The organism is Streptococcus jiangnanensis (assembly GCF_040888325.1).
Classification (GTDB): Bacteria; Bacillota; Bacilli; order Lactobacillales; family Streptococcaceae; genus Streptococcus; species Streptococcus jiangnanensis.
Window position 1 is genome coordinate 310,220 of the sequence record NZ_JBFNFF010000001.1, and the last position, 20,535, is coordinate 330,754.

A 20,535-nucleotide genomic window follows, 5' to 3' on the forward strand; every position below is an offset into this window, starting at 1 on the left:
TGAAAATAAAATATAGAAAAGAGGGGAAACATGGCAAAAAGCAAAATGCTGAAATTGCTTTCAAAACTTTCAGCTGCAGCTCTTTCTGTCTTGACACTTACATCTGTTTCAACAAATACTGTTAAAGCTGATGACCCAACGCCAAAGGAATTAACGCAAGTTATTACAGGTGTTGAGTTGTTGGATGCTTCAGATACGAAACAGAATGTAACATCTGAGGGAGATTATGCAGTTCGTACAGGGAATGCCTACAAGCTTCGTGTAACGTTTGATCTCAAACAATACAATGAGAACTTGAACAATGGTGATTATTTCACTTTCGACATTCCTGCACCAATGACAGTCTACAACGGCACTCAACAGTTGGTTGACCCAGCTACGCAAGTAACGATTGGGGAAGCAGTTGTAACATCAAGTGGTAATGACAAGGGTGGTAAAGCAAAAATTACCTTGAAAAACTTGGACAAGTACCTAGCTGCAACCGGTGGAGATAAAGTTAAGGATGTATCTGGTAACTTTGCGGCTTCATTCCGCTTCCTAACAGACCAGAACAAGACACCAATTAGCTTTAATTCTTCTTCTATGAAGCAAGAAGTAAACCATACGTATACTGCTAAGACAATCACAGGTCCTAAAGTTGGTACTGAGAACTATGCGAAAGCTGGTGGACAAGCTTCCCGTGAAAGCTGGAACTCTCCAAAACTAGCAGCTATCGGATCAGTAAGCTCAGGTAATGAGCAATCAAACTGGCGTGTACGTGTGAACACAGAAAAACAAGATTTTGGACAAAACATTGTGCTTCATGACACAATTCCAAATGATGACACATCCTACACACCAGCTCAATACATTCCAGAAAGCTTGAAGATTTACAAGGCTGATATTAACGGCGGTACTTCTGCTGTTCCTCCAGGAGCAGAACTCATGGTAGAAGGCACTGACTATACAGTTGCTTGGAACTCAAACTATACATCATTTGATGTTACAATCAAAGATGGAACGACTTCTTACTTCGTTACATATAGTACTACCACTCCAAATGATGGTACGAAAGTAGCAAATATCATAGCTTTGTCTCTTGCGGACGGAACAAAACTTGCACAAAATACAAGTCGCCCAGGTGCGCTTAGCATGAAAGCGGAAGCAACATCTTTGATTTCTGGTACAATTGTAGCATCTACAGCTTACCAAATTAAGATTAATAAGACAGACGCGTTCACTCTTACACCTGTTCAAGGAGCAGTTTATACTGTGACAGCAGCAGATGATGCAAGTGAAACAACAGAAGTGACTACGAATGAAAAAGGAGTAGCGCTTACTAAAACTTATGATCAGAAATGGGAAGGTAAAACGTTCAAGATCAAAGAGAAGACTGCTCCAGCTGGCTATAAGCTAGATGAAAAAGAGTATACAGTCAAACTCGGAGCAGCAGGTTCTACGATCAACCTTAAGGACGAGCCTGTTCCAGCTGTGTTCAATGTAACAGCTAAGAAAGTGGTAGAAGGTCGTACAGATAAACTTCCAAAAGCGGATGAGTTTACCTTTAACCTATATACAGCAGAGAACTTGAAGACTCCAGTAGCCACAGCGAAATCAAAAGCTGATGGAACGATTACCTTCGAGAACATTGAAGTAAAAGGTGCGGGAACTTACCACTACGTCATCAAAGAAGATACTTCAGCAGCAATCAATGGTATCACTTTTGATGAAGCAGGTAAGGAAGTTACTGTAACAGCAGCATTCCAAGGTGGAGTATTGACAGCTTCTGTTACTTCAGCAGAACCAACTTTCACTAACACTTATAAAGCAGCTTCAACAAGTGCGACAATCGAAGCTAAGAAAGTCTTGAATGGTAAAGAGCTTGTGGCTGATGCTTATACTTTCGAATGGAAAGAAAAAGATGCAGTTGTAGCAGAAGCTAAGAACGCTGCTTCAGGTGAAGTTGTCTTCAACGTCAACTACACAGAAGCAGGAGAGCACACTTACACTATTACTGAGAAATCAGGAACAGAAGCAGGTGTGACATACTCAACAGAATCTTACACAGTTAAAGTAACTGTAGCAGATAACGGTCAAGGTCAATTGGTTGCGACTGTGGAAAATCCGACTGCAGAACGTGTCTTCACTAACACTTATAAAGAACCAGCTCCAACAGCTACATCAGCAACACTTGAGTTTACGAAAGAATTGACTGGTCGTACTTTGGTTGATGGTGAATTCCAATTTGAATTGTATGAAGGTACAAAACTACTTGATACAAAAACAAACCAAGCTGGAAAAGTAACATTTAATGCAATCAACTATGATGCAGAAGGTGAGTATACTTATACTGTAAAAGAAGTGAATGCTGGAGCAACTGGTATTACTTACGATACAGAAAAGACTGCAGTGGTAAAAGTAACCAAAGATGCAGCAACAAATGCCTTGAAGGCAACTGTTGAATACCCAGCAGGTAGTGTCTTCACGAATAGCTTTAAAGCACCAGCGGTAGAAGCTACGATTGAAGCAACTAAGAAACTTGAAGGTAAAGAGCTTGCGACTGATGCTTATACTTTCGAATTGAAAGAAAATGGTGCAGTTGTAGCGGAAGCTAAGAACACTGCCGAAGGGAAAGTAGCCTTTGTTCGTTCATTCGAAGAAGCAGGTACTCACACTTATACCTTGGTTGAAAAAGTTGGTACTGAAGAGGGTATTGAATACGATAAGACTGAGCATACTGTAACAGTCACTGTAGTTGCGGATGGTCAAGGTCTCTTGACTGCGACTGTCTCATATGCAGATGGTAAAGCAGTTGTATTTACAAATAAATACACTGTTCCAAACCCAACACCGGATCCAAACCCAACGCCAGATCCAGCACCAACGCCAGATCCAGCACCAACGCCAGATCCAGCACCAACGCCAGATCCAGCACCAACACCGGATCCAGCACCAACACCAGATCCAGCGCCAACGCCAGATCCAGCACCAACACCAGATCCAACACCAGCACCTCCAGCTACTGAGAATAAAGGTAAAGCTGAACTTCCAAACACAGGTGAAGCAACATCTATCTTCTCAGCAATTGGATTTGTAGTATTGGCATTGAGTGGATTGGTATTCTTCGTAAAACGTAAAGCTTAAGCTTTCGTAGAAGAAACATAAAACTTGGTAAGTGAGAATTATACTTCTCTCTTAAACTTGATAGAGAAAGTCTCTAGAAAATTCGTTTTCTAGGGGCTTTTTTTGTACTTCAAAAAATTTTTTAAAAAAATAGTCAAATTTGGTCAAAAAGTTATTGACTTTTACTGACTAAAGTGGTATAGTAGAAACATAAGGAAAATGAATTCCTTAGAAAACTTCATTTTCAATGATCCTATTTCTTGAAAATGTATGATAGATACCCTAGAAAGGGGTGAGGCCTATGTTAAATCTAACAGATTTTGAAAAGAAGATGATAAAAGGCTTATTTAAGAAAGAAAAACCAGAAATTATACGTAGGGTAGCTAGTTAGCTAGTCTAAAATTTTTAAAACAAAGGTCAAAGATAGTCAATATCAGAGATCGCATATAATTAAGAATAAACGAGGTAAAGAATATGAACAACAACTTTAATAACTTTAACAACATGGATGATTTATTTAACCAATTGATGGGTGGTATGCGAGGATATAGTTCTGAAAACCGTCGCTACTTGATTAATGGACGTGAAGTGACACCTGAGGAATTTGCTCACTATCGTGCAACTGGGAAATTACCAGGAAATGCAGAATCTGATGCGCAAATGCAACAACAGGCTTCAGGTATGAAACAAGACGGTGTCCTTGCTAAACTAGGTCGTAACTTGACCGCAGAAGCTCGTGAGGGCAAGTTGGATCCTGTTATCGGACGAAACAAGGAAATTCAAGAAACATCTGAAATCCTCTCACGTCGTACGAAAAATAATCCTGTTCTGGTCGGAGATGCAGGTGTTGGTAAGACAGCTGTTGTCGAAGGCTTGGCACAAGCTATTGTGAATGGAGGTGTTCCAGCTGCCATCAAGAACAAGGAAATCATTTCTATTGATATCTCAGGTCTTGAGGCTGGTACTCAATACCGTGGTAGCTTTGAAGAAAACGTTCAAAACCTAGTCAACGAGGTGAAAGAAGCAGGAAATATTATCCTCTTCTTTGATGAAATTCACCAAATCCTTGGCGCTGGCTCAATCGGAGGTGAAAGTGGTTCTAAAGGTCTTGCGGATATTCTCAAACCAGCTCTCTCCCGTGGTGAGTTGACTGTTATTGGGGCAACGACTCAAGACGAATACCGTAACACTATCTTGAAGAATGCAGCTCTTGCTCGTCGTTTCAACGAAGTGAAGGTCAATGCTCCTTCAGCAGAGGATACCTTTAAAATTCTTCAAGGAATTCGTGACCTCTATCAACAACACCACAATGTCATCTTGCCAGACGAAGTCTTGAAAGCAGCAGTGGATTATTCTATCCAATACATTCCTCAACGCAGCTTGCCAGATAAGGCTATCGACCTTGTCGATGTAACGGCAGCTCACTTGGCAGCTCAACATCCTGTAACAGATGTTCATGCTGTTGAACGGGAGATTGAGGCAGAAAAAGACAAGCAAGAAAAAGCAGTTGAAGCAGAAGACTTTGAAGCAGCTCTCAATGCTAAAACTCGCATTGCAGAATTAGAGAAAAAAGTCGAAAACCACACAGAAGACATGAAAGTGACTGCCACTGTCAATGATGTGGCCGAGTCCGTAGAGCGTATGACTGGTATCCCAGTTTCTCAAATGGGGGCATCTGATATCGAACGCCTAAAAGATATGGCTCATCGTTTGGAACACAAGGTTATCGGCCAAGATAAGGCAGTAGAAGCAGTGGCTCGTGCTATTCGTCGTAACCGTGCTGGTTTTGATGAAGGCAATCGCCCAATCGGTAGCTTCCTCTTTGTAGGTCCAACTGGGGTTGGTAAGACCGAGCTCGCTAAGCAATTGGCACTGGATATGTTTGGAACTAAGGATGCGATCATCCGCTTAGATATGTCTGAATACAGTGACCGCACAGCCGTATCTAAATTGATCGGTACAACAGCAGGTTATGTGGGTTATGATGACAATAGCAATACCTTGACAGAACGTGTTCGTCGCAATCCATACTCTATCATTCTCTTGGACGAAATTGAAAAGGCTGATCCTCAAGTAATCACCCTTCTCCTTCAAGTCTTGGATGATGGTCGTTTGACTGATGGTCAAGGAAATACAGTGAACTTCAAGAACACAGTCATTATCGCGACATCAAATGCTGGATTTGGCTATGAAGCCAACTTGACAGAAGATGCGGATAAACCAGAATTGATGGAGCGTTTGAAACCATTCTTCCGTCCAGAATTCCTTAACCGCTTTAATGCAGTTATCGAGTTCTCACACTTGAATAAGGAAGACCTTTCTAAGATTGTGGACTTGATGTTGTCTGAAGTTAACCAAACCTTGGCTAAGAAAGACATTGATTTGGAAGTCAGCCAAGCGGCAAAGGACTTTATCACAGAAGAAGGCTATGACGAAGTCATGGGTGTTCGTCCTCTCCGTCGTGTGGTTGAACAACAAATTCGTGATAAGGTAACAGATTTCCACTTGGATCATCTAGATGCCAAACATCTGGAAGCAGATATGGAAGATGGCGTTTTGGTCATTCGTGAAAAAGCCTAACTTAAGATTTTGAGAATAAAAAAAGAAGGAACTAGCTAAAAGCTGGTTCCTTTTTGTGTTTAGATGACATGGCGCTCAAAGGCATCATCTGAAATTCCTTGTTCTAGGATGAGTTTCGCCCATTCTTTAGCAGAAAAGAGGCTGTGGTCCTTGTAGTTTCCGCAAGATTCGATAGTTGTTCCTGGGACATCTTCCCAAGTAGTAGTTTCAGCGATTTCCTTTAGTGAATCCTTGATGACAGTAGCGATTTCAGCGCTAGTATGGCGTCCCCACATAATCATGTGGAAGCCTGTACGGCAACCAAATGGTGAACAGTCAATCATGCCGTCAATTCGGGTACGGATGAGTTTGGCCAAGAGGTGTTCGATAGTGTGAAGCCCAGCAGTAGGGATAGAGTCTTCATTTGGCTGTACCAAGCGAATATCAAAGTTGGAGATGATGTCTCCCTTTGGCCCCGTTTCTTCCCCAATCAAGCGAACATAAGGTGCTTTAACAATGGTGTGGTCAAGTTCAAAACTTTCAACAATAACTTCTTTTGACATGGTAGTTCCTTTCAGTTTTCTTCTTTCATTATATCATAAAGACTGCTCTTGAAACAGAGAGAAAACCTCTCCAAGAAAGGAGAGGTTTGAGTTTTTATTTCCGATACAAGCGATCGTATTGGTAGAATGGGTCAAAGGTTACGTTGATACCCAATTTTCGTAGGACATTCTTGTCTTCATCGGTCAGGATGATGGTTGAATGAGCTTCGCTTCCTTTGAGATTCCCAAGTTCTTCCATGGCACGCGCAGCATCAGGATTTTCCATAGCTGTGATTGCAAGTGCAATCAAAATTTCATTTGAGTGGAGGCGAGGATTGCGGCTACCTAGATGATTGATTTTAAGACCTTGAATTGGTTTGACGACTTCAGGCTCGATTAATTTTACTTCCTTAGCAATGTTAGCTGATTTTTTGATGGCATTGATCAAGGCAGCAGCTGTAGGACCAAAGAGTTCAGAGTTTTTACCAGTCACGATTTCCCCATTTGGCAATTCAAGGGCTAGGGCAGGGCCACCAGTTTCTTCTGCTTTTTGGCGTGCAGCGACAGCAACCTTACGGTCTGCAGGTGTGATGCCGAGGTCGTTCATGAGCAGTTCAATCTTCTTGACAGCAGTTTCTCCGACTTTTTCAGCTTTAAAATCAAGAACAGTTTGATAGTAGCGACGGATGATTTCTTGTTTAGAAGCTTCGACAGCAGCTTCATCATCTGTAATAGCGAAACCAACCATGTTGACACCCATGTCTGTTGGTGAAGCGTATGGAGATTCACCTAGGATACGTTCCAACATACGTTTGAGCACTGGGAAAATTTCGATATCACGGTTGTAATTGACAGTGGTTTCTCCGTAGGTTTGGAGATGGAAAGGGTCAATCATATTGACATCATCAAGGTCTGCGGTTGCAGCCTCGTAGGCCAAGTTGACCGGATGATGAAGGGGAAGATTCCAAACTGGGAAGGTTTCAAACTTAGCGTAACCAGACTTGATGCCATTGAGTTGGTCATGGTACATATTGGACATACAAGTTGCCAATTTTCCAGAACCAGGTCCAGGAGCGGTTACGACAATCAAGTTGCGACTGGTTTTGATGTAGTCGTTTTTCCCCATACCTTCTGGAGAAATGATGTGATCCATATCCGTCGGGTATCCTTTGATTGGATAATGAAGATAGGAATCAATCCCGTTTTTATCTAACTGGTTGCGGAAGGCATCTGCAGCGGGTTGGCCAGCGTATTGTGTGATGACAACCGAACCAACAAAAATTCCCAGCTCATTGAATTTGTCAATCAAGCGAAGAACTTCTTGGTCATAAGAAATGCCTAGGTCGCCACGCGCTTTAGAATGCTCGATGTTGCTAGCATTAATGGCAATCACAACCTCAACTTGCTCTTTCAATTCTTGCAAGAGCTTGATTTTATTGTCAGGCTCATAACCAGGAAGGACACGAGCAGCGTGGAAATCTTCCAACATTTTGCCACCAAACTCCAAGTAGAGCTTGCCGTCAAATTGGTTGATGCGCTCCAAAATGTGGTCGCGCTGTAGATTCAAATATTGTTCAGAACTAAAAGCTTGTTTTTTCATTTTTTTACCTCTGACCTCTATTATAATAAAAAATTGGAAGATAGGAAACTACGGAGTCAAAAAAGAAATCAAAAAGATTAGGCAAACGCTTGCACTAAGTTTAAAAAAGCGCTATCATAGATGATAGATTATTAAAATAATGAGGTAAGAAGATGCAAGAAAAATGGTGGCACAATGCCGTAGTCTATCAAGTCTATCCAAAGAGTTTTATGGACAGCAATGGAGACGGAATTGGCGATTTGCCAGGAATTACTAGTAAGTTGGACTACCTAGCTAAGTTAGGGATTACAGCTATTTGGCTTTCTCCTGTTTATGACAGTCCGATGGATGATAATGGCTACGATATTGCTGATTATCAAGCAATTGCAGCTATTTTCGGGACTATGGAGGACATGGACCAACTCATCGCAGAAGCTAAGAAGCGTGATATTCGAATTATCATGGACTTGGTGGTCAATCATACCTCAGATGAACACGCATGGTTTGTCGAGGCTTGTGAGAATCCTGATAGCCCTGAGCGTGACTACTATATCTGGCGGGATGAGCCTAATGATTTGGAGTCTATCTTTAGTGGGTCTGCTTGGGAATACGATGAAAAGTCGGGTCAATACTATCTCCACTTTTTCAGTAAGAAACAGCCTGATCTCAACTGGGAGAATGAAAAACTGCGCCAGAAAATTTATGAGATGATGAACTTCTGGATTGATAAAGGAATTGGTGGTTTCCGTATGGATGTTATTGACATGATTGGAAAAATTCCTGATGAGAAAGTAGTTAATAATGGTCCTATGCTCCATCCCTATCTCAAGGAAATGAATCAGGCGACTTTTGGAGATAAGAATCTCTTGACAGTAGGGGAAACATGGGGGGCAACGCCAGAGATTGCTAAACTCTACTCGGATCCAAAGGGACAAGAATTATCTATGGTCTTCCAGTTTGAACATATCTGTCTTCAATATCAGGAAGGGCAACCTAAGTGGCACTACCAAAAAGAATTAAATGTAGGGAAGTTAAAAGAGATTTTCAACAAATGGCAGACAGAGTTGGGAGTTGAGGACGGATGGAATTCCCTCTTCTGGAACAACCATGACCTTCCTCGCATCGTCTCTATCTGGGGAAATGACCAAGAATACCGTGAAAAATCTGCCAAAGCCTTTGCAATCTTGCTTCATCTTATGAGGGGGACACCTTATATCTACCAGGGTGAGGAGATTGGGATGACCAACTATCCGTTTGAAACACTGGACCAAGTAGAAGATATAGAATCCCTCAACTATGCACGTGAAGCTCTTGAGAAAGGCGTTCCGATGGAAGAAATCATGGACAGCATCCGTGTCATTGGTCGTGATAATGCCCGTACCCCAATGCAATGGGATGAAAGCAAAAATGCTGGCTTCTCAACAGGTCAACCTTGGTTGGCAGTTAATCCAAACTATGAAGAAATCAACGTTCAAGAAGCACTGGCAAATCCAGAATCTATTTTCTATACCTATCAAAAACTCGTGCAAATTCGTAAGGAGAACAGCTGGTTGATTCGAGCTGACTTTGAATTGCTTGATACAGCTGATAAGGTCTTTGCCTATATCCGTAAAGATGGCGACCGCCGCTTCCTAGTTGTGGCTAACTTGTCCAATGAAAAACAAGATTTTTCGGTAGGAGGAAAAGTCAAATCTGTCTTGATTGAGAACACTACTGCTAAAGAAGCAGTTGAAAAACAGACCTTAGAGCCCTGGGATGCTTTCTGTGTGGAACTAACGGATTAAAATAAGTGAACCTCAAGCCTTTGATGCTTGGGGTTCTTTTACTAAAAAATATATAGAAAACCCTTTAAAAAATATTTGTTAGAATTTTCTAAAAAATCTGGCGAAAGTTCTTGCTTTTATGAAAAAATAGGGTATAATGGTGAAAACACTATCTTTAAGGAGATTACTTATGAAATCGAAAAAGTGGCTCTTAGGAGCAGGTGCTGTTTTGAGTGCAGCCCTACTGTTAACTGCTTGTGGGCAAAGTGAAAAGAAAGCGGATGCTCCCAAGACATTCTCTTATGTCTACGCTATGGATCCATCTTCTTTGGACTATAGTGTGACGAGCAAGAGCTCAACCTCTGACGTTATAGCAAACGTTGTTGATGGTCTTTTGGAAAATGATAAGTATGGGAACTTAATTCCATCACTTGCAGAAGACTGGTCTGTTTCAAAGGATGGTTTGACTTACACCTACAAACTTCGTAAGGGTGTAAAATGGTATACTTCTGATGGAGAAGAATACGCTGAAGTTAAGGCCAAAGACTTTGTTACTGGGCTTAAACATGCTGCTGACGGAAAATCAGATGGTCTTTCTTTGATTCAGGATTCTATCAAAGGTTTGGCAGAGTATGTTAGTGGTGAGAGCAATGATTTCTCTACCGTAGGAGTTAAGGCTGTTGATGATTACACGGTAGAATACACGCTCAACAAACCAGAAAGTTTCTGGAACTCTAAGGTCACAACTGCAACCATGCTTCCAGTTAATGAAGAATTTTTGAATTCTAAAGGGAGCGACTACGGTGCACCAACCCCATCAGGTATCCTATACAATGGTCCTTATTTCTTGAAATCATTGACTTCAAAATCAGTCATTGAATATGAAAAGAATCCAAACTACTGGGATAAGGACAATGTTAAGATTGACAATATTAAACTAACTTTCTACGATGGATCAGACCAAGAATCTTTGATTCGTAGCTTTACACAAGGTGCTTATACAACAGCCCGTCTCTTCCCAACAAGCTCAAACTTTGAGTCAACTAAACAAGAGTACGGCGATAAGATTGTTTACAGTCCACAAGAAGCGACTAGCTACTACCTCACTGTTAACGTAAACCGCCAATCTTACAATAAAACAGCCAAAACAGACGAAGCTCAAAAAACATCAACGAAAGAAGCTCTTCTCAACAAGAACTTCCGTCAGGCGCTGAACTTTGCCCTTGACCGTCATTCTTATACTGCTCAGTTGAATGGTGAAGAAGGTGCGAACAAGATTATACGTAACAGCCTAGTGCCTCATGACTACGTTCAAGTGGGTGAAAAAACCTTTGGAGAGTTGGCTCAGGCAGAGCTCGTTTCATATGGTGACCAGTGGAAAGATGTGGCCCTTACAGATGGCAAGGATACGATTTACAGTCCTGAAAAAGCTAAGGCAGCCTTTGCTAAAGCCAAGGAAGAATTGCAAGCCAAGGGTGTTACCTTCCCAATCCATTTGGATATCCCCGTTGAACAAACAGATGTAATCGCGGTTCAACAAACCAACTCACTCAAGCAGTCTATCGAATCATCACTTGGTACTGAAAATGTCATTGTTGATGTCCTTCAAATGACCGATAATGAGAAAATAAGCATTACGTCTCAAGCCAAGGTTCCATCCCAAAAAGACTATGACTTGAACGGAACTGGTTGGGGACCAGACTATCAAGACCCAGCTACCTACCTCAACATCCTTGATGCTAAGAAGGGTTCTGCCCTTAAACACTTGGGGATCACTCGTGGAAAAGATCCAGAAGTGATGGCTCAAGTCGGTCTAGATGAATACAAGAAACTCTTGGATGATGCTGCAGCTGAAACCAGCGACCTTAATAAGCGTTATGAAAAATACGCTAAAGCTCAAGCTTGGGTGTCTGATAGCTCACTCTTGATTCCAGTTGCTTCTTCAGGTGGTTCTCCAACTGTTAGCCGTACTGTACCATTCACAAAAGCATACTCTCAAGTCGGAATCAAGGGAGACCCATTTGTGTTCAAAGGTTTGGAGTTGCAAAATGATGTTGTTACTGCAAAAGAATACGAAGAAGCCTTCAAGAAATGGCAACAAGAAAAAATCGAAACAAATGCCAAATACCAAAAAGAACTTGAAAAACACGTCAAGTAATCTATAAATAGAAAAGGAAGTTGCAGGAAACTGTGCTTCCTTTTTTGTTTTGAGACACCAGTTGTCATAAAAGCAGTAACTTTACATTTTTGAATAAATTTGATAAAATATAGCTATGTTATAAAAAGTGACATAAAGGAGTGAATGATGATCAAAATGAAAAAAAGACTAATCGGGACGGGTCTTGTCTTAGCGACAGGTATTTTGCTCTCGTCATGTGGACAGTCCAACACAGATACTAGCACTTATTCATCAACATTTAGTGCGAATCCGACAACTTTTAACTATCTTCTAGATTATTATGCGGATAACACTGCTGTTATTACCAACCTTGTAGACGGCTTGTTAGAAAATGATAGCTATGGAAATCTAACGCCAGCTTTGGCTGAAGATTGGTCTGTTTCATCAGATGGTTTGACCTATACCTACAAGCTTAGAAAAGATGCCAAGTGGTATACGGCTGATGGTGAGGAATATGCTTTAGTCAAAGCTCAGGATTTTGTCACTGGGATCAAATATGCCGCTGACAATAAGGGGCAAGCCATAGATCTGATCCAAAATTCAATCAAGGGATTGAATGACTATGTGACGGGTGTGACCAATGACTTTTCAACTGTCGGTGTCAAAGCCTTGGATGATTACACAGTCGAGTACACTTTGACTCGACCAGAACCGTATTGGAATTCAAAGACAACCAATAGTATTCTTTTCCCAGTCAACGAAGAGTTCTTGAAATCAAAGGATAAAGATTTTGGTACCTTGACACCAGACAGTATCCTTTATAATGGTCCATATCTGTTAAAAGATTTCACATCAAAATCTTCGATCGAATATGTGAAGAATCCACACTATTATGACCATGATAAAGTAACCATTGAAAAAGTTAAGTTAGCTTACTTTGATGGGTCAGATCAGGAGATGACCATTCGAAACTTTGAAAGTGGTGCTTACTCGATTGCAGGAGTCTATCCAAATAGTTCGAACTATGCTAAGACAAAAGAAAAATACCAAGACAATATCGTCTATAGCTTACAAGACAAGACATCATGGTACTTTAACTTTAACGTCAACCGCAAAACCTATAATCATACCGCTAAAACAACGGACGAACAAAAGAAATCTGCTCAAACAGCTATCTTAAATAAAAATTTCCGTCAGGCTATCAACTTTGGTATTGATCGAACAGCCTACTCTGCTCAATCTAACGGTGAAGAAGCAGCGAGCAAAACCCTTCGTAATACTCTAGTTCCTCCAACATTTGTCCAGGTGGGAGATAAGACCTTTGGAGAAGTAACAGCTTCTAAGCTTGTGAACTACGGAACTGAGTGGTCAGGTATCAATTTGGCAGATGCTCAAGATGCCTACTTTAACAAGGAAAAGGCCCAAGCAAAATTTGCGGAAGCTAAAAAGGAATTGGAAGCCCAAGGCGTGACTTTCCCAATCCATTTGGATGTCCCTGTTGATCAGACGAATAAAAATGCGGTTTCTGGTATGAACTCGGTTAAACAAACCCTTGAAACAGTACTAGGTTCTGACAATATCGTCATTGATGTTCAACAGCTTTCTACAGATGACTTTGGAAATGTTGCCTTCCTAGCACCAAATCCAGCTGCTCGTGACTACGACCTAAACTTTGATGGTTGGGTTGGTGATTACCAGGATCCATCAACTTATCTAGATCCCTTCAATGCTGAAACTGGCTTCTATCTCAAGATTTTTGGTCTTGACGCCAAGGAAGACCAAGAGCTCATCAAGAGTTTGGGACTCGATACCTATACACAACTCTTGAAAGAAGCAGATGCAGAGAACAAAGATGTTGCTAAGCGTTATGAAAAATACGCTGAAGCTCAAGCTTGGATGATTGACAATTCTCTAGTCATGTCTGCTATGTCAAATGGTGGTACAGCCTCTGTAACTAAAGTAACTCCGTTTACACGTGCCTACTCCCTAGTAGGTATCAAGGGTGACGGAAATAATTATAAGTACATGAGATTACAAAAAGACCCTGTTACCAAGAAACAATTTGATGAAGCCAAGGCTAAGTGGGAAGAAGAAAGTAAAAAAGCTATCGAAAAGAGCCAAAAAGAATTTGAAAACCACGTTAAATAAAAAAAGAAAGACAAGCTGGCACTATAAATTGCCCTTGTCTTTTTAATTTGTCATGAAAAATGAAGTTAGTATAATTTTAAAGCAAATAAAGAACACAGAAGTGAATGAAAACGCTGAGAATAACGGGAATAAATGGAATTTCTTTCATAAATGTGATATAATAATCCTAATTATTAACGTATAGGGGATTAACATGAATAGACGTTCAAAGAGAACTCGTTCTGGTAACATGAAACGAAATATTAACATAGTCTTATTAACCATTTATCTATTGTTGGGTGGTTTTTTGCTGTTCTTGATTTTTAGACACAACATTTTAGCCTTTAGATACCTGAATATTATTTCTACAGTTCTCGTTTTATTAGCTGCTTTAGTAGGACTACTGCTAATTGTTTATAAAAAAGCTGAGAAGTTTACGGTCTTCTTTTTGACGCTTGCCATCTTAGTTAGTTCAGTTTCTCTCTATGCTTTGCAACAGTTTGTCGGTTTTACCAATCATATCAATTCGACGTCAAATTACTCAGAGTATTCGATTAGTGTGGTCGTTTTGAAAGATAGTGAGATCAATAATGTGACCCAACTGGATACGGTTACGGGGCCAACAGAGACAGACAATGACAATATTCAAAAGTTGTTAGCAGATATTAAGACTAGCCAAAGCAAGGGCTTGACAGTTGAGAATGCGACTTCTTACCTAGCAGCTTATAAGAGTCTGCTTTCTGGTGAAACGAAAGCAATCGTCTTAAATAGTGTCTTTGAAAATATTATTGAAGCAGAGTATCCTGACTATGCTTCTAAAATCAAGAAAATATACACTAAAAATTTGATTAAAGAAGTTGCTGCGCCTAAGGTATCGAAGAATAAAGCTTTCAATATTTATGTGAGCGGTATTGATACCTACGGTCCAATCAGCTCAGTTTCGCGTTCAGATGTAAATATTTTGATGACGGTGAACCGTGATACCAAAAAAATCCTTCTCACTACAACTCCTCGTGATTCCTATGTACCAATCGCAGATGGAGGAAACAATCAAAAGGATAAATTGACCCATGCAGGGATTTATGGAGTAGACTCGTCGATTCATACCCTGGAAAATCTATACGGGGTTGATATCAATTACTATGTTCGTTTGAACTTCACTTCTTTCTTGAAGTTGATTGACCTTTTAGGTGGGATTGATGTTTATAATGATCAAGAATTTACTGCACACACTAATGGGAAGTACTATCCGGTAGGAAATGTCCACTTAGATTCTGAGCAGGCTCTGGGATTTGTTCGTGAACGTTACTCTCTTGCAGATGGAGATCGTGACCGTGGACGAAACCAACAAAAGGTTATTGTAGCTGTGATTCAGAAATTAACATCAACTGAGGCTTTGAAGAACTATGACAATATCATTAAAGGATTGCAAGATTCTCTTCAAACCAATATGCCTTTGGAAACCATGATCGATCTAGTCAATACTCAGTTAGAGAGTGGAGGAAATTACAAAGTCAACTCTCAAGACTTGAAGGGGACTGGCCGTATGGATCTTCCTTCTTACGCCATGCCAGATAGTAACCTCTACATGATGGAAATCGACGATAGTAGTTTGGCTGCTGCGAAAGCTGCTATCAATGATGTGATGGAGGGGAAGTAGAATGATCGATATTCATTCGCACATCGTTTTTGATGTGGACGATGGTCCAAAGTCGATAGAGGAAAGCAAAAGTCTTCTAAGAGAGGCCTATAGTCAAGGAGTGCGAACTATCGTTTCAACATCGCATAGACGAAAAGGAATGTTTGAAACTCCTGAAGAAAAGATCGCAACCAACTTTCTCAAGGTAAGAGAAATGGCTAAGGAAGTTGCTGATGACCTAATCATTGCCTATGGGGCTGAAATCTACTATACTCCGGATGTCGTTGAGAAGTTAGAAAAGAAATTAATCCCCACCCTCAACGATAGTCGCTATGCTTTGATTGAGTTTAGCATGAATACACCCTATCGAGACATGCATAAGGGATTGAGTGATATTCTAATGCTGGGTATTACGCCAGTCGTTGCCCACATTGAACGCTATGATGCTTTAGAAAATAATGAAAAGCGCGTGCAAGAGCTGATTGACATGGGATGTTATACTCAAGTCAATAGTTCTCATATCTTGAAACCTAAACTCTTCGGAGAAACTTATAAATTCATGAAAAAGAGAGCTCAGTATTTCTTAGAGCGTGACCTCGTTCATGTAATCGCTAGTGATATGCACAACTTGGATCATAGACCTCCTCATATGGAAGAAGCCTATGATATCATTGCCAAAAAATACGGTGAAAACAAGGCCAAGGAACTCTTTAAAGAGAACCCAAGAAAAATTATAATGGATCAACTAATTTAGGAGAAAAAATGAAAGAAAAGAATATTATGGAAATTGATGTATTCCACTTGTTAAAAATTCTATGGAAACGAAAATTGCTGATTGTCTTGGTAGCATTCGTGACAGGGTCAGTAGCATTTGCTTACAATAGTTTTATTGTGAAACCAGAGTTTACCAGTACTACCCGCATTTATGTGGTCAACCGTAATCAGGGAGATAAGCCTGGTTTGACCAACCAAGACTTGCAAGCGGGATCATACTTGGTAAAAGACTATCGTGAAATCATTCTCTCGCAAGACGTTTTAGAAAAAGTTGCGACTGATTTGAAACTAGAACTCCCTCCAAAAGGTCTAGCTAGTAAAATCAAGGTAACAGTTCCAGTGGATACGCGTATTGTATCTATCTCTGTCACAGACCGTGCACCTGAGGAAGCTAGCCGTATCGCCAACTCTTTGAGAGAGGTTGCTGCTCAAAAAATCATCAGTGTCACGCGAGTTTCAGATGTGACAACGCTTGAAGAAGCGCGTCCTGCAACATCCCCATCGTCTCCAAATATCCGTCGCAATACCATGGTTGGATTTCTTGCTGGAGCGGTTATAATGGTTGTCACTGTTCTCCTAGTTGAACTCTTGGATACACGAGTGAAACGTCCAGAAGATATCGAAGATGTGATGCAAATTGCGCTATTGGGAGTAGTTCCAAATTTGGATAAATTGAAATAGGAGAGAGAGATGCCAACATTAGAGATTGTACAAAAAAAATTAGATTTGGCAAGAAAAGCTGAAGAGTATTACAATGCGCTTCGTACCAATATACAGTTGAGTGGGAATAATTTGAAAGTTATTTCGATCACGTCTGTGAAACCGGGTGAAGGGAAGTCAACTACTTCTACAAATATTGCTTGGGCCTTTGCGCGTGCGGGCTATAAGACGCTGTTAATCGATGCCGATATTCGTAATTCTGTCATGTCAGGTGTTTTTAAATCACGCGAGAAGATTACTGGACTAACAGAGTTCTTATCTGGGACGACAGACCTATCACAAGGCCTATGTGATACCAATGTTGAAAACTTGTTTGTTATTCAAGCGGGTTCTATATCACCCAACCCAACAGCCTTGCTACAAAGTGAAAATTTTGCAACCATGCTTGATACCTTGCGTAAGTACTTTGATTACATCATTGTGGATACAGCGCCAATCGGAGTTGTCATCGATGCAGCTATCGTCACTCAAAAATGTGATGCTTCTGTTTTGGTAACGGCAGTAGGTGAAGCTAATAGAAGAGATGTTCAAAAGGCGAAAGGGCAGCTCGAACAAACAAGCAAACCATTCTTAGGAATTGTGCTCAATAAATTGAATACATCTGTTGAAAAATATGGTTCCTACGGTGCTTATGGCTCTTACGGAAATTATGGGAGAAAATAGGGGCTCTTGTAGTTTAAAAATTTTCTGAGGATGTTATTACAAGGGGGAGTTTAGGTGAAACAAAATAATATCATCTATTTTTGTTTTAAAAGATTTATGGATGTAATTATCGGCTTGTGTGGAACAATACTTATTGTTTTACCCTGTTCTCTAATCATCTTTTCAATCTACAAGATTAAAGGTTATAAAGGGAGTATATTTTTTACACAATATAGAGCAGGTCTCAGAGGGAAAAAATTTAAAATCATTAAGTTTAGATCAATGGTCGAAAACGCAGAAGAAATTCTGATTTCGAATAAGGAGCTTTATGAAAAATATAAAAACAATAGCTATAAATTGCCACCAAACGAGGATCCACGGCTTACAAATATTGGAGATTTTATAAGAAGAACAAGTATTGATGAAGTTCCTCAGTTTATAAATTTGGTACTAGGTGATATGAGTCTTATTGGGCCAAGGCCAATTCTTGAAAATGAACTAGATGAATATTCTAAGGAAGAGCAGGAAGTTTTATTGTCTGTTCGTCCTGGAATTACGGGGATATGGCAAGTTTCAGGTAGGAGTCAAGTATATTATCCTGAACGTTGTGAGATGGAATTGTATTATCCTAGAAATCAGTCTTTATGGCTAGACATCAAAATTTTCTTTTTGACTATTAGAAGAGTGTTATCCGGTGACGGAGCTCATTGAGAATTCAGGCTGAGTCAGTATGAAGTGGAATATATAAAGATAAAATTGAATACAAAAAGGATATCTTTGGTATTCAATTTTATCTTTTTGGGTCAGGATAGTTTTAGTGAAGATCTATTTTGGCTGGATATTTTTTCAATAGAGAATGATTACAATTTTGATTAAAAGGTAGTTGAGCTAGATATGGATGAAGGGAATTGAATTAGGATATAGAAATGTCTAAAACGTATAGAATCATAGTTGCAACACATAAACGATTTCAAATGCCAGAGGATAAGGACTTGTATATCCCTATCCAAGTTGGTAGTGAAGGTAAGGAAGATTTAGGTTATCAATCAGATAATCAGGGAGTCCATATTTCTCACCTTAATCCTTATTATTGTGAATTAACAGGATTATATTGGGCTTGGAAAAATTTAGAATGTGATTATCTTGGATTGGTACATTACCGTAGATATTTCACATCAAAACGACACTCATATAGAGAAGCAATTAGTATGGATGATATTATTCTTTCAAAGTCAGAAGTTAAAAACTTGCTGTCAAAATACGATGTTGTCGTTCCTAAAAAACGGAAATATTATATTGAAACGCTATACTCTCACTATGCACATACTCACGATGCCAATCATTTAGACGTGACACGTCAGATTATTAGCGAGTTGAGACCGGATTATATCGATGCTTTTGATCAGGTCATGAAGCAACGCAGTGGCTATATGTTCAATATGTTTATCATGTCCAAAGAAAATGTAGCAGCCTATTGTGAATGGTTGTTCCCAATTATCGATGAACTCTATAGAAGATTGGACATTACAGACTATTCTGCTTTTGACGCTAGATTATTTGGTCGTATCAGTGAACGCTTGTTCAATGTTTGGTTGGCAAATCAAGATTTGAGGATTAAGGAGATTCCGTTCATTTATATGGAAAAAATTGATTTGATTCAAAAAGGGAAGTCCTTTTTACAAGCAAAATTCTTTGGAAAAAAATATGGACAGAGTTTTTAGATAGGGATGAATAGTAAGAATGAAATTAGTACTAAAAATAAAATCTGTACCAGAACTTTTGGCTCTTGTTGCTTTAGGGATATTTTTAACGGTTTCGATATTAAATGTAACTTTTTATGCTCGGTATCTGCCTGGAACAGTTTATAAATTAGCGATAGCTTTTTCCCTCTTTCTTTTGGTTATAAAAGAGTCGTTTAAGAGAAAATATGATTATAGAACTCTCATTGGTTTGTTTGCAACGATTTTAATTTATTTTATAGTGGGGAAAATAACAGCTCTCAGTTCAGAACTTCCTGTAAGTATATTATTTATTTATACTTTACGAGATATTCCCTTTAAGAAGGTGGCGAAAACATCATTAGTCGTTAGTATGTGCCTGTTGTTTTTTGTTATCATAAGCGCAAGATTAGGAATCATAACGAACTATGTAGAAATTTCTGGTCCTCGAGTGCGGACCTACCTAGGTTTTAGATATGCTCTATTTCCTTCGATTTTACTGATGAATATAGTTGCTATTGTGTTTTATTTAAAGCAAAACAAAATCCAATACTGGCAATGGTTACTTTTGGCTCTTTCTGTTTATTGGGTATATGATCAAACGGATTCTCGTTTAACATTTTATAGTTCCTGTGTATTGCTGACATGCAGTTTGTTAATAAAATGGTTTCCGAAACTATTTTCAAAGTTAGGATATGTGTTTAAAGCTTTTAAACCAACCTTTATTGTAAATGCAGTTATTAGTTTTTGGATCTCCGTTACCTATCTCAATTCAAGTCATTCTTTTATCAATGATCTTCTTTTTAAAGTGAATCATATGTTAGGTGGTCGGATATACTTGGCTAATAAATCTTTAAATCTCTATGGTTTTGGATTTTTTGGACGACCAGTTTACTGGAATGGGAATGGTCTGACTGTTGACGGTGTTAGAAACTATCAGACCTATCTGTATGTGGACAATTTGTACGTCCAAATTTTACAGAGATTTGGCTTACTCATCCTGGGATTAATGGTCTCAGTTTTATCTTTGACACTACTTAAAGTCATTAAGAAACGCCAGTGGGTTCTTGCTCTGATTTTGATATTAATGAGTTTTCATTCCATGATTGATGATTTGAATTTCTATCTTCATAACAATATTTTTTGGATCTTGGTAGGTGCTTTAATCTACCCGGATTATCAGTTTTCTGATGAAAGCAACGAAGAACTCGGGGAACATTCATTTGAAAAAATCGTATAGTAAAATGGTAA

14 protein-coding genes are annotated in these 20,535 nt (G+C 39.6%); 12 read left to right on the top strand and 2 right to left on the bottom strand.

The window, feature by feature from the left end:
• The first annotated feature begins 30 nt into the window (after nt 1-30).
• Nucleotides 31-3,123 carry a Spy0128 family protein gene (locus tag AB2B49_RS01440; protein WP_320691847.1) on the top strand — a complete coding sequence of 1,031 codons (3,093 nt, stop codon included), beginning with the start codon at nt 31-33 and terminating at the stop codon, nt 3,121-3,123.
• Nucleotides 3,124-3,576: 453 nt separating this feature from the next.
• Nucleotides 3,577-5,682 (top strand): AAA family ATPase, encoded by a 2,106-nt coding sequence (locus AB2B49_RS01445; RefSeq protein ID WP_049504893.1) that lies wholly within the window; start codon nt 3,577-3,579, stop codon nt 5,680-5,682.
• Between the two features lie 59 nt (nt 5,683-5,741).
• Here AB2B49_RS01445 and AB2B49_RS01450 read toward each other — a convergent pair whose 3' ends face one another.
• Nucleotides 5,742-6,224: an S-ribosylhomocysteine lyase gene (locus tag AB2B49_RS01450; RefSeq protein ID WP_000032545.1), complete on the bottom strand. Its 483-nt coding sequence runs from the start codon at nt 6,222-6,224 to the stop codon at nt 5,742-5,744.
• Nucleotides 6,225-6,318: 94 nt separating this feature from the next.
• A complete protein-coding gene (locus AB2B49_RS01455; protein ID WP_049504891.1) occupies nt 6,319-7,803 on the bottom strand; it encodes a DUF1846 domain-containing protein in 1,485 nt (494 codons plus the stop codon).
• 152 nt (nt 7,804-7,955) lie between these two features.
• Between AB2B49_RS01455 and AB2B49_RS01460 the strand changes: the two genes are divergently transcribed.
• The 10 genes from AB2B49_RS01460 (at nt 7,956) to AB2B49_RS01505 (ending at nt 20,524) form a co-directional block, all read left to right on the top strand.
• On the top strand, nt 7,956-9,566 hold the full coding sequence (locus AB2B49_RS01460) for a glycoside hydrolase family 13 protein (protein WP_049504889.1): 1,611 nt from the start codon (nt 7,956-7,958) through the stop codon (nt 9,564-9,566).
• 169 nt (nt 9,567-9,735) lie between these two features.
• Nucleotides 9,736-11,703: a peptide ABC transporter substrate-binding protein gene (locus AB2B49_RS01465; protein WP_000837392.1), complete on the top strand. Its 1,968-nt coding sequence runs from the start codon at nt 9,736-9,738 to the stop codon at nt 11,701-11,703.
• Nucleotides 11,704-11,850: 147 nt separating this feature from the next.
• The gene (locus AB2B49_RS01470; RefSeq protein ID WP_320691848.1) at nt 11,851-13,812 is read left to right on the top strand and encodes a peptide ABC transporter substrate-binding protein; all 1,962 of its coding nucleotides are present in this window, start codon (nt 11,851-11,853) and stop codon (nt 13,810-13,812) included.
• Nucleotides 13,813-14,005: 193 nt separating this feature from the next.
• Nucleotides 14,006-15,451 (top strand): LCP family glycopolymer transferase CpsA, encoded by a 1,446-nt coding sequence (cpsA, locus tag AB2B49_RS01475; RefSeq protein WP_320691849.1) that lies wholly within the window; start codon nt 14,006-14,008, stop codon nt 15,449-15,451.
• Between the two features lies 1 nt (nt 15,452).
• Nucleotides 15,453-16,184, top strand: coding sequence for a capsular polysaccharide biosynthesis protein Cps4B (cps4B, locus tag AB2B49_RS01480; RefSeq protein ID WP_320691850.1), 732 nt, complete (start codon nt 15,453-15,455; stop codon nt 16,182-16,184).
• 8 nt (nt 16,185-16,192) lie between these two features.
• A complete protein-coding gene (gene cpsC / locus AB2B49_RS01485) occupies nt 16,193-16,885 on the top strand; it encodes a capsular polysaccharide biosynthesis protein CpsC (protein WP_320691851.1) in 693 nt (230 codons plus the stop codon).
• Between the two features lie 9 nt (nt 16,886-16,894).
• Complete coding sequence (locus AB2B49_RS01490) at nt 16,895-17,587, top strand: tyrosine-protein kinase (protein ID WP_061408034.1); 693 nt, start codon at nt 16,895-16,897, stop codon at nt 17,585-17,587.
• 96 nt (nt 17,588-17,683) lie between these two features.
• Complete coding sequence (locus AB2B49_RS01495) at nt 17,684-18,277, top strand: sugar transferase (protein WP_081103560.1); 594 nt, start codon at nt 17,684-17,686, stop codon at nt 18,275-18,277.
• Between the two features lie 215 nt (nt 18,278-18,492).
• Nucleotides 18,493-19,287, top strand: coding sequence for a DUF4422 domain-containing protein (locus AB2B49_RS01500; protein ID WP_320691852.1), 795 nt, complete (start codon nt 18,493-18,495; stop codon nt 19,285-19,287).
• Between the two features lie 19 nt (nt 19,288-19,306).
• Nucleotides 19,307-20,524 (top strand): polymerase, encoded by a 1,218-nt coding sequence (locus tag AB2B49_RS01505; RefSeq protein ID WP_320691853.1) that lies wholly within the window; start codon nt 19,307-19,309, stop codon nt 20,522-20,524.
• The last annotated feature ends 11 nt before the right edge of the window (nt 20,525-20,535 follow it).

Excerpts from the sequence above, each read along its gene's own strand:
- AB2B49_RS01505 (WP_320691853.1), top strand. The coding sequence starts at position 19,307 with ATGAAATTAGTACTAAAAATAAAATCTGTACCAGAACTTTTGGCTCTT.
- cpsA (WP_320691849.1), top strand. The coding sequence starts at position 14,006 with ATGAATAGACGTTCAAAGAGAACTCGTTCTGGTAACATGAAACGAAAT.
- AB2B49_RS01495 (WP_081103560.1), top strand. The coding sequence starts at position 17,684 with ATGGATGTAATTATCGGCTTGTGTGGAACAATACTTATTGTTTTACCC.
- AB2B49_RS01455 (WP_049504891.1), bottom strand. The coding sequence starts at position 7,803 with ATGAAAAAACAAGCTTTTAGTTCTGAACAATATTTGAATCTACAGCGC.
- AB2B49_RS01445 (WP_049504893.1), top strand. The coding sequence starts at position 3,577 with ATGAACAACAACTTTAATAACTTTAACAACATGGATGATTTATTTAAC.
- cps4B (WP_320691850.1), top strand. The coding sequence starts at position 15,453 with ATGATCGATATTCATTCGCACATCGTTTTTGATGTGGACGATGGTCCA.
- cpsC (WP_320691851.1), top strand. The coding sequence starts at position 16,193 with ATGAAAGAAAAGAATATTATGGAAATTGATGTATTCCACTTGTTAAAA.
- AB2B49_RS01465 (WP_000837392.1), top strand. The coding sequence starts at position 9,736 with ATGAAATCGAAAAAGTGGCTCTTAGGAGCAGGTGCTGTTTTGAGTGCA.
- AB2B49_RS01500 (WP_320691852.1), top strand. The coding sequence starts at position 18,493 with ATGTCTAAAACGTATAGAATCATAGTTGCAACACATAAACGATTTCAA.
- AB2B49_RS01490 (WP_061408034.1), top strand. The coding sequence starts at position 16,895 with ATGCCAACATTAGAGATTGTACAAAAAAAATTAGATTTGGCAAGAAAA.
- AB2B49_RS01450 (WP_000032545.1), bottom strand. The coding sequence starts at position 6,224 with ATGTCAAAAGAAGTTATTGTTGAAAGTTTTGAACTTGACCACACCATT.
- AB2B49_RS01440 (WP_320691847.1), top strand. The coding sequence starts at position 31 with ATGGCAAAAAGCAAAATGCTGAAATTGCTTTCAAAACTTTCAGCTGCA.
- AB2B49_RS01470 (WP_320691848.1), top strand. The coding sequence starts at position 11,851 with ATGATCAAAATGAAAAAAAGACTAATCGGGACGGGTCTTGTCTTAGCG.
- AB2B49_RS01460 (WP_049504889.1), top strand. The coding sequence starts at position 7,956 with ATGCAAGAAAAATGGTGGCACAATGCCGTAGTCTATCAAGTCTATCCA.